Origin of the sequence: Corynebacterium sp. HMSC14H10, assembly GCF_001807105.1 — a bacterium.
Lineage (GTDB): Bacteria > Actinomycetota > Actinomycetes > Mycobacteriales > Mycobacteriaceae > Corynebacterium > Corynebacterium jeikeium_D.
Genome location: NZ_KV787420.1, coordinates 18254 through 29670, shown reverse-complemented (window position 1 = coordinate 29670; position 11417 = coordinate 18254). Strand labels below are relative to the sequence as shown.

Sequence of the window (11417 nt, the reverse complement as noted above, 5' to 3'; positions counted from 1 at the left end):
GAGCGGACACACTTTTTGTCACTTAACCCGCCATAACCGGCCCCGCAGCGCACTTTTTTGTTTGCCCGCTATGGTGCGTAAGCTACTTGATCTACTTGGACTTCTGTACCGGTGGCTCGGCCGACCAGGGGAAGACGATCCAGTCATCGGTGTGCTTCCAGACATAGTCCGGTGCAATCTCCGAGCGGGACTTGCCGTAGAGCACAGCGGAGCGTACTTCCGCACCGTGGGTCTTAAGCAGATCGAGCACCAGGTGCAGCGTGCGACCGGAGTCTGCGACATCGTCAACGACCAGCAGGCGGCGGTTGGAAATCGATTCGATGTCCAGGAGCGGCTCCAGCAGAACCGGATCCGGCAGGGTCTCCGCCACGTCGGTGTAGAACTCGACGTTGATGGCGTCAGAGAGCTTGACGCCCATGGTGTAGCTGAGTGCGCCTGCTGGCAGCAGGCCACCGCGGGCCACGGCGATAATAATCTCCGGGTCGAAGTCCGAGTCGACAATCTGCTGTGCCAGTTCACGGGAGGCGACGCCGAAGCCTTCCCAGGTCAGAACTTCCTTGACGTCCAGGTTGGATGAGTCTGCATGATAAGCCATGTATTAACTCTAATCCGAAAATCGACTGACGTGCACAATCAACTGTCCGGTTAGACCCGATGCGCTAGCTCGCGACGGTCTCCACAACAGCTTCGTGCACAGCTTCGGCCACGTCATCGGCATCTGGCTGCTTTGCGACGACCGTGGAGGCCGCAACCATGTCAGCCCACTCGACCAGCTTCTTGCGCTCGCGGCCTTCGGCTTCGCCCGCGGCACGCTCGGCGGCGTCGAGTGCGTGCCAGCCCTCCCAGGTGGTGACCTGGAGGCCCTTGTCGGCCAGGAACTCGTCGACGTCGTTATGCGTGGGCTTTGCAGGTGCGGCCAGGCGACCTGCCTCCCAGTCGGCGATGAGGTTGCCGACAGCTTCGTTGGCATCGCCCTTGGTGTTACCGATTAGGCCGACCGGGCCACGGCGAATCCAGCCGGTGGTGTACAGGCCCTGGATGTGGTTGCCGTCGATGTCGTCAAGCACGCGGCCGCCGGCATCTGGGATGGTGTGCGTGCCGGTGTCGAACGGTACGCCGGTGACTGCGTCGGAGCGGTAGCCGACTGCGCGGTAGACCGCACCGACCGGCCATTCGGTGAACTTGCCGGTGCCGCGGACGCCACCCTCGCCGTCGAGTTCGGTGCGTTCGGTGCGGATAGCGCTGACGTGCTGTACTCCATCTTCACCGGTCTCGCCGATGATTTCGACCGGGGACTCGAAGAAGTGGATGAAGAGCTTGTGCGGGGCGCCCTTTGGCTCGCGGATGGCGTAGTTTTCCAGAATCGTACAGACCTGATCGGTGATCTTGGACTCGCGACGGGACGTTTCGGAGGCGGCATCGTACTGGATGTCCTCCGGATTCACGACAACCTCAATGGTGTCAGAGTGGTCCAGTTCCTTCAGCTCCAGTGGAGTGAACTTTGCCTGAGCCGGACCGCGACGGCCAAAGACATGGACTTCGCGGGCGGCATTCTTTGCCAGGCCGTCGTAGACGTTGTCGGCGATTTCGGTGACGTGCAGCTCATCGGCAGTCTTGGCGAGAATACGGGCGACGTCGAGACCCACGTTACCGACGCCGATCACAGCGACCGACTCAGCAGAGAGTTCCCAATCGCGAGCAAACTCCGGGTGGGAGTCGTAGAAACCTACGAACTCACCCGCGCCGTAGTGCTCCGGAAGGTCGGCGCCCGGGATATTCAGATCGCGGTCGCCGGTCGCGCCAGTGGCGAAGATGATGGCGTCGTAGAACTGGCGCAGTTCATCGACGCTGACCTGCTTACCGACGTCCACGTTGCCCAGAAGTCGGACCTGCGGCTTGTCCAGCACTCGGTGGAGGGACTTAATGATGCCCTTGATTCGCGGGTGGTCTGGCGCAACGCCGTAGCGGATGAGACCGAACGGCACTGGAAGGCGCTCGTAGAGGTCGATGGCGACGTCGCGGCCGGACTTCATCAGCGCGTCGGAGGCGTAGATACCGGCCGGGCCCGAGCCGACCACGGCTACACGCAGTGGGGTGGTGGAGTTGGCGAGATCGGGCAGTGAGGAAGCGGCCGCGTTCTGGGCTGCAGTCTGGTCGTTGGTCATTGGGTGGAATCCTTTTTCTACGTTTTCTTTGTCGCGATTGCTTATCGTAGACCAATCGGTCTATGCTTGCTGAAACAGAATATAGACAAACTGGTCTACAAAAAGCAAACACAAAACACCGCAAGAATCACTGCTTTGGCTTGAGAGGGTTTTGCTGCGTATTGCTTCTGCTGAACGAGGTCTAAAAGAGCTTGTCGTGCGGACGTCGTGGCAACGGCAGGCTCTGGTTGGGTAAGCGGGGAAGGGCTTGTCATGGAAAAACTCATAGTCTTCGTGCTAATCGGCCTTGGCGCGCAATTAGTCGATGGCACTCTGGGTATGGCATTCGGTGTCACTGCCACTTCACTTTTTATTGTTGCTGGTAGTAGTGCTGCCACTGCGTCGGCGGTAGTTCACGTAGCGGAGGTGGGCACGACGCTAGCCTCTGGTATTTCGCACTGGCGATTCGGCAATGTCGACTGGCGGCGCGCACTGAGCCTTGGTGTGCCGGGCGCTATCGGTGCCTTTGTTGGTGCGACCTTTTTGTCCAATCTGGATGGTGATGCCGCGACGCCTGTGACCTCGACAATCTTGCTTTTTCTCGGCCTGTGGGTGATTGTGCGCTTCGCCTTCCTGGCTAATGTTAAGCGCAAGAAAAAGACCTGGGGAGCGAAGAAGCTCGCTCCGCTGGGGCTCTTTGGTGGTCTGCTCGATTCCACTGGTGGCGGCGGTTGGGGGCCTGTTACGACCTCTACGTTGCTCGGTGCTGAAGCTGATCAGCCGCGGAAGATTATCGGCACTGTCTCTGCGGCGGAATTTCTTGTCGCTTCAGCTGCTGTGCTGGGCTTTTTGCCAAAGCTGCGGGAGGAATTCGCTCAGCATGCCGCACCGGTAATTGGTTTGCTGTGCGGCGGTGTAATTGCCGCGCCTTTGGCTGCGTACCTGGTGGGGCGCATTAATCCGCGCCTGCTTGGAATTGTGATCGGCGGCGTGTTGGTGGGGCTGAATATTCGCACTCTGTTCTCGCCGCTGGTTTCCGGCGGTGTGCTGGCGACAGTGCTGCTCGTGTGGGCTTTTGCTGTCGTGGTGCTGGTGCTGTGGGCGCATTCGCACGACACACTTCCGGGTCTGCGTCAGCGTGTGCAGCTCGAGCCGGCTTCTCGGTCTTCCTCGGCTGATGTGTCTAGTTCTGGATCTCCATCACCGGCTTCGGTTGATGTCGGGGCTGGGGATGCTTCTGGAGGCGTCAAAGTGGGCGCAGAAAACGGTGTCCACATGGGCGAAGCGGGGGTTCGCTAAGTATCCGAGCATGCCCCGGCTTGCACTAGCCAGACTGGTCGGTCTAATGTTGCCTGCAATACTGCATAGACCGTCCGGTCTATAAAAACTAGCAACTAATTCGTTCAGGGCTGATCCAAACAACTCTGATTCGGTCAACGAGAACAAAAACGAAAGTGATTCGGTAGATTCCCCATGAGCTCTCCTACGAAAACCGCCGAGCGTCCGGCTTCCGCAGCGGCTACCCGACGTAAGAAGCGTGCACCGAAGCCACAGGGACAGTGGCTTATCGACGGCCGCGAGCCACTTAACGACGACGAGCGCATCAAGAAAGAAGATGCTGGCTTTGCCGTTAAGCAGCGTGTTATCGACATCTACTCCAAGCAGGGGTTTGACTCTATCCCTGCGGAAGACCTAGCTCCGCGCTTTAAGTGGATTGGCCTCTACACCCAGCGCAAGCAGGGGCTTAGCGGTGAGCACACCGGTGTGAAGACTAACGCCGAGTTGCAGGACAAGTATTTTATGCTCCGCGTTCGTCTCGATGGTGGCCAGACCACCACCGAGGGTATTCGCACCATCGGCGAGATTTCCCGCGACTTCGCTCGTGACACCGCGGACTTCTCCGACCGTCAGAACGTCCAGCTGCACTGGATCCGCGTCGAGGACATGCCGGAGATTTGGGACCGCCTTGAGCAGGTTGGTCTCGACACCAACTTTGGCTGCGGCGACGTTCCCCGCGTTATCCTAGGCAGTCCGGTTGCCGGCGTTGCTGCCGATGAAATCGTCGACGGCACCAATGCTATTCGCCGCATCAAGGACGAGTACCTCTCCGGCGACGAGTTCTCCAACCTACCGCGCAAGTTTAAGTCCGCAGTTTCCGGTTCCCCGCGTCTCGATGTCACCCACGAGGTCCAGGACGTCGCCTTTGTCGGTGTCAATCACCCAGAGCACGGCCCCGGTTTCGACGTTTGGGTCGGTGGCGGTCTCTCCACCAACCCAATGCTCGCGCAGCGTCTCGGCGCCTGGATCCCAGAGGACGAGGTTCCCGAGGTATGGGCGGGCGTGTGCCGCATCTTCCGTGACTACGGCTACCGTCGCCTGCGCAATCGCGCGCGTCTGAAGTTCCTCGTTGCCGAGTGGGGTGCGGAGAAGTTCCGCCAGGTACTCGAAGACGACTACCTCAACCGCAAGCTTATCGACGGCCCCGCGCCCGAGCCTTTCGAGGGCGACCGTGACCACATCGGCGTGCACAAGCAGGCCGACGGTCTCAACTACGTCGGTGTGAAGCCCGCTGTTGGCCGTGTTCCGGGCTCTGACCTGGTCAAGCTCGCCGACATCGCCGAGCGCCACGGTGTTTCCCGCGTCCGCACCACTGTCATGAAGGAGCTCATTCTCCTCGATGTCGCCGACGACCAGGTCGACTCCCTGCTCGCTGAGCTCGACGAAATTGGCCTGTCTGCCAAGCCTTCCGCATTCCGGCGGGGCATCCTGGCCTGCACCGGCCTGGAGTTCTGCAAACTCGCACTTGTCACCACGCGCCAGCGCGCAATCGATCTGGTGGGCGACTTGGAGGAACGTCTCGGCGACCTCGATGTCCCAATCACCATTGCGCTCAACGGCTGCCCGAATGCCTGTGCCCGCACACAGATTGCCGATATTGGACTCAAGGGTCAGATTGTCACCGACGATGAGGGCAACCGTGTCGAGGGTTTCCAGGTTCACCTCGGTGGTTCGCTGGGGCTCGATGCCAACTTCGGCCGCAAGGTTCGCGGACACAAGGTCACCTCGGCAGAACTGGGTGACTACATCGAGCGCGTCGTCAATCATTTCAAGGAGCAGCGCCACGAGGGTGAACAGTTCCGCGAGTGGATTGTCCGCGCTGATGAGGAGGACCTGAAGTGAGTGAATCTCCCAACGAGGTTCGGTCGCAGGGGCCGTCGGCAAGCGAAAAAGACGAGGTGCCAGCGCGACTGGGGATCGGTGGCCGAAGCGCACACCCCAATCCGAACCGGGGTGCGGTGATGCATTGCCCTTACTGCGGCGGTGATGATCTGTGGCCCGATGTGGAAACCGATTACGCCTGGCAATGCCGCGAATGTTGCCGGGTATTCACAGTGAAACTGCATGGTCATATTGATAGGAAGGTGGCGTCATGAGCACGGGACTGAAAACCGCTGAAGTCATTAAGACTCAGGAGGCACTCGCGCGTGAAGACGCGCTGGACAACCCGGAAACTGCTCGCCGTCTGATTGAGCTCGCACTGGAGTGGGGCTCCAAGCTGGAGACTGCCACTGCCGGGGAAGTACTGGAATGGGGTGCGGAGCACCTGCACACGCCACTGGCTGTGACCCTGTCGATGCAGGACACGGTATTGGCGGAACTGGCTGCTCGGCACGCGCCGGAAGCCGACCTGGTTTTCCTGGATACGGGTTACCACTTCCCGGAGACCCTCGATGTGGCGGAGCAGGTTGCACAGCGCTACGACAACCGACTGCTGTCGATTGAGCCGAAGCGCACCCCCGCCGAGCAGGACGCCGAAGAGGGCGTAGATCTGTACAAGACCGACCCGACGCGATGCTGCGCACTGCGGAAGGTCGAGCCGCTGTCAGCTGTGAAGCGCCCCTACGAGGGCTGGGTCACAGGTCTGAAGCGCGTCGACGCGCCGACCCGCGCACACACGCCGGTACTGGAAATCGATAAGACCGGTCGCATCAAGCTCAACCCGCTGGCCACCTGGACGGATGAGGACGTTGCCCAGTACATCGAGGACAACGACCTCATTGTGCATCCGCTGACACAACAGGGGTTCCCGTCGATTGGGTGCGCGACATGCACTGCGCGAGTGGCAGAGGGTGCGGATCCGCGCTCGGGCCGCTGGGCGGGCAGCGAGAAGACAGAGTGCGGATTGCATCTCTAGTTCGAGCGGCTAGCCGCCCGCCGATAACCGATATCAGCTAAAACAGCGCAGTTACAACAGCCAACACAGCCCCAACAGAAAGAACCCCCATGACTAGCTCAACCACCGTTTCCGTACAAAACCGCCTCGACCCGCGGCTTGCCGAGCTGGAAGCCGAGGCCATCGACATTATTCGCCAGACCGCCGGTCAGTTCGACCGTCCGGCACTACTTTTCTCCGGCGGAAAGGATTCCGTCGTCGTGCTCGAGCTGGCCAAGCGCGCCTTCGCACCGGCGGGTATCCCGCTGGAGCTGCTCCACGTCGACACCGGCCACAACTTCCCCGAAGTTATTGAATTCCGCGACAAGATTGCCGCTCAGCCGGGCATCAAGCTGCACGTAGCCAAGGTTCAAGACTGGATCGACAGCGGCGTGCTCACCGAGCGTGCCGACGGCACCCGTAACCCCTTGCAGACCGTGCCGCTGGTGGAGACCATTGCCAACCGTGGTTACGATGCCGTTCTCGGTGGCGCCCGCCGCGATGAGGAGAAGGCCCGCGCCAAGGAGCGCGTGTTCTCCGTCCGAGACTCCTTCGGTGGTTGGGATCCACGCCGTCAGCGCCCTGAGCTGTGGGGTCTCTACAACGGTCGCCACGCCGCCGGAGAGAACGTCCGCGTTTTCCCAATCTCGAACTGGACCGAGGCCGACGTCTGGGCCTACATCGAAGCCCGTGATATCGAACTGCCGCCCATCTACTTCGCCCACGAGCGTGAGGTGTTCAACCGCGGCGGTATGTGGTTGGCACCGGGCGAGTGGGGTGGCCCCCGCGACGGCGAGACCCTCGAGGTTCGCACTGTCCGCTACCGCACTGTCGGTGACATGAGCTGCACCGGCGCTGTCGAATCGACTGCCACCACTATTGCGGAGGTCATGGAGGAACTTCGCACATCCAAGCTCACCGAGCGCGGCGCTACCCGCGCAGATGACAAGTTGTCCGAATCCTCCATGGAAGACCGTAAGAAGGAAGGTTACTTCTGATGAGCCAGCCAAATTCCCCAGCTACCCTGATTTCCGCTGACCGCGCCACTCGCGCTCGTCGCACTCTTCGCCTGTGCACCGCTGGCTCCGTCGACGACGGTAAGTCCACCTTCGTCGGTCGCCTGCTGCACGACACGAAGAATATCCTCGCTGACCAGTACGAGGCCGTCGTCGCCTCCTCACAGGCGCGCGGTCAGGAAAACCCGGACCTGTCGCTGCTGGTCGACGGTCTGCGGGCCGAGCGTGAGCAGGGCATCACCATCGATGTCGCCTACCGCTACTTCGCCACCGACGTCCGCTCCTTCATCCTCGCCGACTGCCCTGGTCACGAGCAGTACACCCGAAACACGATTACCGGTATGTCCACCGCTGAGGCCGTCGTTTTGCTTATCGACGCGCGCAACGGCGTCGTGACGCAGACCAAGCGTCACGCAACGGTGGCCGGTCTGCTGGGTGTTCGCCACGTAATCTTTGCCGTCAACAAGATTGATCTGCTGGACTATAGCGAAGAGGCCTTCCGCAAGATTGAGTCGGATGTGGCAGCACTCGCAGAGCGCCTGGGTCTGCAGAACACCTTCGTTGTTCCAGTGTCGGCTCTGGTCGGCGACAACATTGTCGATTCTTCTGAGCACACCCCGTGGTACGAGGGTCCGACCGTGCTGGAGCTGCTGGAAAACCTCAACATCGGTGCCGACCTGGAAACCGATGCCGAGGCTGACCTGCGCCTGCCCATCGACTATGTCATTCGCGATCACGCCACTGAATACCGTGGTTACGCCGGCCGTATCGCCGCAGGTAGCGTGCGTGTGGGCGATGTTGTCTCCGTAGACGCCAACCGTCAGGCTACGGTCACGAAGATCACCGTGGCAGCTGAGGATGTCACTGAGGCCGTGGCCGGCCAGTCGGTGGCCATCAGCCTGGATGCCGAGTTCGACCTCGCCCGTGGCGACCTCATCAGTGGCACGCGCCCGGAAGACGTGCGCCGTTTCTCCGCCGTGGCCGTCCACCTTGCAGACAAGCCGTTGGCAGTCGGTCGCGTCGTAGAGGTGCGCTACGGTGCCGCGCTGGTGCGTGGTCGTATCGCTTCCGTCGATGCGCTCATCGATATCGAAACCGGTGAGCCCACCGGTGTGGCTGATCAGCTTGCAGTCAACGACGTTGCTGAGATTACCGTCGAGGTCGCACAGTCGCTGCCGGTCGATGCCTACCGCGTCGGTGGTCGTGTCGGTGCGTTCCTGCTCATCGAGCCGGGCACCGGTGACACTCTCACCGCAGGCCTCGTGCGTGGCGCTGCCCAGTAGAGCCGCCAGGTAGAGAAACCAGAACGCACAGCTAGCGAGCCTGAGGAGACCATCGATGACCGCACTGATTCTGCTTGCGCACGGTTCTCGGCACTCAGAGACCAAACCGGTGCTCGAAGACGTGGTCGCGCTCGTGCGCGAGAAGATGCCGCTCACCCGCCTCGATGCGCCCTCTCAGATTCGCCTCGCCTGGCTGGACCTCGACGAGCCCTCACTGGATACCGTCTGTGCCGAGCTCGCCGCTGCCGGCGAGACTCAGGCACTGGCCGTACCGCTCCTGTTCACCGATGCGTTCCACTCGCGAGTCGACGTTCCCGAACAGGTTCGACTCTGCGATCGGCATGGTGTTGACATCACAGTGGCTGAAGGACTCGGGCTTGGCGACGGCACGAAGCGCGCCGTCGTAAAGCGAATCATCGAAGCGGCGGAGAATGCATCTTTTTCCTGGCCGGTCGATGCGCTGGTGATGGGGGTCGGCTCCTCTGATGAGGATGCCAATGCGGCGGTGCACCAGTTTGCGGCAAATCTTGGCGGGATGCTGCCGGGACATGTGAGCGCGGCATTCGTGGTCGGTCCTGAGAAAACCAAGGGAGCCGATGCTGTGGCCGCGGCGCAGGAGCGCGCGGCCAAGCGCGGACGCGGACTCGTAGTGGTGCCGCTGTTTACCGCGCCGGGCCTACTGTGGGATCGAGTCATCGATGCGGGCGCTGCCGCCGGTGCTGGTCAGGTGGCTTTTGGTGAGCCATTGGTCGAGCTGTTGGCGCCGATTGTGTGCTGCCGCTGGGACTCGCGCGCCGCGTACACGGACGTGAAGGTAGTGGCGTAGCCGACGCTTTTTATCCGTCCTAGTTACTCGCCGTTACTCGCCCTTGGAGTGGGTGACCATCTCATCCCACTCGACGTACTTCTTGCGTTCGCGGCCCTCGGCCTCGCCGGCGGTGCGTTCGGCAGCATCGAGCTTGTGCCAACCTTCCCAGTCCAGGTAGTCGATACCCTTGGACTCCAGCAGCTCGTTGACAGCGGACAACTCCGGCTTCGACGGGTTGAATTTCTTGCCCTCAGCGGCATCGGCCAGGAGATTGGCCACGGCCTCGTTGGCATCGCCCTTGGTATTACCAATCAGGCCGACCGGTCCGCGGCGAACCCAACCGGTGGTGTAGAGGCCAGTGATGGCCTCAGCTGCTTCATCCTCGGTGTTGTCGGATTCGATGACTCGACCACCGACGTTGGAAATGACATTCTTCACGTTGTCGAACGGGATACCCGGCAGCGCATCAGAGCGGTAGCCCACGGCGGAGTAGACAGCGCCGACCTTCCAGTCGGTGGTCTCGCCGGTCGGCCGCAGCCCGCCAGCACCGTCGTATTCCATGCGCTGAGTGCGCAAGCCTGTCACATGCTGCTCGCCGTCGGTACCCTCCTCGCTGAGGATTTCCACTGGCGACTCGAAGAAGTGAATGTAGAGCTTGTGCGGTGCGTTCTTCGGCTCACGGATGGCGTAGTTCTCCAGGATGGTGCAGACCTGGTCAGTAATCTTGGAGTTGCGACGCATAATCTCGGATGCGGAGTCGTAATCAATATCGCGCGGATCGACAACGACCTCGACGTTCGGTGAGTAGTCGAGTTCCTTGAGCTCCAGCGGAGTGAACTTTGCCTGTGCCGGGCCGCGGCGGCCGAAGACGTGGACTTCCTTGGCCTTATTTGTCTTCAGAACCTCGTAGACATTGTCCGGAATCTCTGTGACGTGCAGTTCCTCACCGGTCTTCGCCAGGATTCGGGAGACATCCAGCGCGACGTTGCCGACACCGACGACGGCCACGGACTCCGCCGAAAGGTCCCAGGTGCGCTCAAAGAGTGGATTGCCGTCATAGAAGCCCACGAATTCGCCTGCGCCGAAGTGCTCCGGCAGGTCCGCTCCCGGCGTTGGCAGTGCGCGGTCGCCGACGGCACCGGTGGCGAAGATGACGGCGTCGTAATGCTCCTTTAATTCGTCGAGTGTGATGTCCTTGCCGAACTCAACGTTGGAAAATAGGCGCAGCTCCGGCTTTTCCATCACGCGGTGCAAGGCCATGATGATGCCCTTGATGCGTGGGTGGTCGGGGGCGACGCCGTAGCGGATTAGACCGAATGGAGCCGGCATCTTTTCAAACAGATCGACTTCCACGTCAGTACTGGATTTCATCAGTGCATCGGAAGCATAAACACCGGCCGGGCCAGAGCCAATTACGGCAACGCGGAGCGGGCGATTCATGAAGTGTGTCCTTCTTTCTCTAATGCTTTACGACGGTCACGAGGCCGCGGCATAAGTAGCTGCCAGCGGTGACCTCGTGGGGAAAGGAGTTATTGGTGAGCTATCGGTTTATTCGACATTCCCAGTGGTAGCGCCCCCAATCGTAGCGATAACTTACGAAAAATCGAGAGGTGAGCATCACATCATCGGTGAGATGCTTTTGAAGGCATACAAAACTAAATGTGACCTTAGTCACGTCTAATGTGGGAATTTGGGCTAGTTCACTAGAAAAACCGCATAAAAGCCGCGATTATGCGGGAAAATTGTTGGAATCTGTGGGGAAAAGTGTGGCTACCAGGGGTAACCAAAGAGGTTTGAGTCCGCCGTGAGATGTAAGGTGACTCACAATAAGATGAAAATAATGATTTGGGACTCAGCGGGATTAGATTCAGCAGGATTAGAAGCTCAGCATGGTCTTGAGCCTCCGGCAGTCCAACGGCTCGAGCCAAGTCAACGTTTAAATAAGTCAACGAT

At 60.5% G+C, this 11417-nt stretch carries 9 protein-coding genes; 6 read left to right on the top strand and 3 right to left on the bottom strand.

Going from position 1 to position 11417, the window contains the following annotated elements:
* Window positions 1–91: 91 nt before the first annotated feature.
* Both HMPREF3135_RS04380 and HMPREF3135_RS04375 read right to left on the bottom strand, forming a co-directional pair.
* Window positions 92–595 (bottom strand): phosphoribosyltransferase, encoded by a 504-nt coding sequence (locus tag HMPREF3135_RS04380; protein ID WP_070438281.1) that lies wholly within the window; start codon window positions 593–595, stop codon window positions 92–94.
* Window positions 596–659: 64 nt separating this feature from the next.
* Window positions 660–2165, bottom strand: a complete 1506-nt coding sequence (locus HMPREF3135_RS04375) for an FAD-dependent oxidoreductase (protein WP_070438279.1) — start codon at window positions 2163–2165, stop codon at window positions 660–662.
* Window positions 2166–2417: 252 nt separating this feature from the next.
* Here HMPREF3135_RS04375 and HMPREF3135_RS04370 point away from each other — a divergent pair, with 252 nt between their 5' ends.
* From HMPREF3135_RS04370 to HMPREF3135_RS04345, 6 genes are all read left to right on the top strand, one after another.
* Window positions 2418–3443, top strand: coding sequence for a sulfite exporter TauE/SafE family protein (locus HMPREF3135_RS04370; protein ID WP_070438274.1), 1026 nt, complete (start codon window positions 2418–2420; stop codon window positions 3441–3443).
* A gap of 174 nt (window positions 3444–3617) precedes the next feature.
* On the top strand, window positions 3618–5324 hold the full coding sequence (locus HMPREF3135_RS04365; protein WP_070438271.1) for a nitrite/sulfite reductase: 1707 nt from the start codon (window positions 3618–3620) through the stop codon (window positions 5322–5324).
* A gap of 250 nt (window positions 5325–5574) precedes the next feature.
* Window positions 5575–6339: a phosphoadenylyl-sulfate reductase gene (locus tag HMPREF3135_RS04360; protein ID WP_070438269.1), complete on the top strand. Its 765-nt coding sequence runs from the start codon at window positions 5575–5577 to the stop codon at window positions 6337–6339.
* Window positions 6340–6428: 89 nt separating this feature from the next.
* Window positions 6429–7355 (top strand): sulfate adenylyltransferase subunit CysD, encoded by a 927-nt coding sequence (gene cysD, locus HMPREF3135_RS04355; RefSeq protein WP_038626730.1) that lies wholly within the window; start codon window positions 6429–6431, stop codon window positions 7353–7355.
* Window positions 7355–8656 (top strand): sulfate adenylyltransferase subunit 1, encoded by a 1302-nt coding sequence (locus HMPREF3135_RS04350; protein ID WP_070438267.1) that lies wholly within the window; start codon window positions 7355–7357, stop codon window positions 8654–8656. Before cysD ends, HMPREF3135_RS04350 begins: the two co-directional genes overlap by 1 nt.
* Window positions 8657–8711: 55 nt before the next feature.
* Entirely contained in the window at window positions 8712–9482 is a 771-nt protein-coding gene (locus HMPREF3135_RS04345; protein ID WP_070438265.1) for a sirohydrochlorin chelatase, read from the top strand.
* Between the two features lie 33 nt (window positions 9483–9515).
* Here the strand turns inward: HMPREF3135_RS04345 and HMPREF3135_RS04340 are convergent, their stop codons facing one another.
* Window positions 9516–10904, bottom strand: coding sequence for an FAD-dependent oxidoreductase (locus HMPREF3135_RS04340; protein WP_070438263.1), 1389 nt, complete (start codon window positions 10902–10904; stop codon window positions 9516–9518).
* Window positions 10905–11417: the final 513 nt, after the last annotated feature.